The sequence below is a fragment of the Flavobacterium sp. genome, from assembly GCF_049318185.1.
Taxonomy (GTDB): Bacteria; Bacteroidota; Bacteroidia; order Flavobacteriales; family Flavobacteriaceae; genus Flavobacterium.
The window spans coordinates 1-1,523 of the sequence record NZ_JBMOGV010000238.1 but is presented as its reverse complement, the minus strand read 5'-3'; the positions used below and the strand labels follow the sequence as shown (position 1 = coordinate 1,523).

The following is a 1,523-nucleotide window of genomic DNA, read 5'->3' as shown; positions in this document are numbered from 1 at the left end:
TAAAAATGAAATCGATTTTTCAACGGATTGACTATTGGCTTCAATCCATTTTTGTGGTAGAAAAGCCAGCTCATATTCATAAGTCTGTACAAGCTGATGAAGTGAGGGCACTTTACCAGCAATATCAGGAAGATGAAAAAGGGTTAGTACTATCTATTCGAAGCCTATTAGAAGAGCGCTTAACGGGCAAGGTTACAGATAAGGATATCAACTATTGCATTCGATGGGCGAAGGAGCTTGCTTTGCAGGATGTGTAGGGTTAGATTGTTGGGAGGTACAATTTATGTGTAGGTTAACAAATGCAGTAGATAGACTACCATAACTTTATCTCTACTGGGTATATAAAATGGTATCCGCTAAATAGTTACTTATGAGTAGTAAATATCTTCTTTATTCATTAATAATATTTTTGTCCACGGAATGCATTGGGCAAAATCTAAAACTGGCTGGCAGGGTTGTTAATGATAAAACCAAACTGGCTATTCCTTATGCGAGTGGTTTTTTAGTGCACCAAAAAAAGTATTTTGATGCCAATGAAAATGGTCAATATTCCATACTGGCAGATCAATCTGATTCAGTAGGCTTTTCTTGTATCGGATTCCAAAGTCGTTTGTTTTCAGTACAAGAACTTATATTGGCAAATCAAATTTCATTACAAGAGTCGGTTAATACATTAGAGGAAGTTGTTGTTCGAAGTGCGGTTGCTGAGCGCATAGGAGTTGTAAATGAAAAGCAAACTACATCTTTCGCAGGCTCAACTGCAAATAACTACTATCAAATAGTTACGCTAATCAAATTTACTGATACCAGTAAAAGGGGTGTAATTAAAAATGTGCTTTTTAAGCAAAAAAACTTTGATGTAGACAGACCTATGCGGTTGCATATATATGATGTTAATGAGAATGGATATCCGGGTGTTGAGTTGTTGAATAGAGATGTATTAATAAACAAAGACAATTTTAATAAGGGCTATCTTACAATCGATGTGCGCGAGCAAAATATTGTAATAAATGGAAAAGCATTTTTTGTAGGCGTTCAGTGGATTTCTCCCGCAAATAAAGAGATACGAAAAGGAGGATTTATCCCTGATACAGGTATAGGGGAAACCACGAAATTGAGTTCAATTTATTCCTATCATAGTTTCACGGGAAATCCGGGAGAATGGTTTACGTTTTACGAGCACGGCAGAGTGTTATCGTCTGGTGAAGTGGAAAACTGGGGCGGGAAAGATTCAAAAACAATGGGCAACCCCCGAAATATGCTCGCATCGGTTGATGTTATTTTTTTCTGATGTCATCAAACTCGTTAAGCAGTAAAGGGCTGATGGTTCAGTTAAATTAACCCATTCTCATGCGAATATGCAATCAATTCGGAACGATTGCGCACTTTGAATTTTATGCATAATTCACTAAGGTTTTTTTCTATGGTGGACTTAGAAACAAATATTTCTTTAGCTACTTCTGTTATAGTTTTTCCATTTGCTAACATCCTAATAATTTTGCATTCTCTCTTGGTAATTACTT

General features: G+C 36.2%; 3 protein-coding genes. 2 read left to right on the top strand and 1 reads right to left on the bottom strand.

The window, feature by feature from the left end:
- Together ACOYLT_RS11965 and ACOYLT_RS11960 are read left to right on the top strand one after the other, a co-directional pair.
- Positions 1-257 (top strand): hypothetical protein (locus tag ACOYLT_RS11965; protein ID WP_422854064.1); only part of this gene is annotated, 257 nt, incomplete at its 5' end.
- A 152-nt stretch (positions 258-409) separates the two neighbouring features.
- Entirely contained in the window at positions 410-1,291 is an 882-nt protein-coding gene (locus ACOYLT_RS11960; protein WP_422854063.1) for a hypothetical protein, read from the top strand.
- Positions 1,292-1,332: 41 nt separating this feature from the next.
- Here ACOYLT_RS11960 and ACOYLT_RS11955 read toward each other — a convergent pair.
- A partial coding sequence (locus ACOYLT_RS11955) for a response regulator transcription factor (RefSeq protein WP_422854062.1) occupies positions 1,333-1,523 on the bottom strand: 191 nt, incomplete at its 5' end.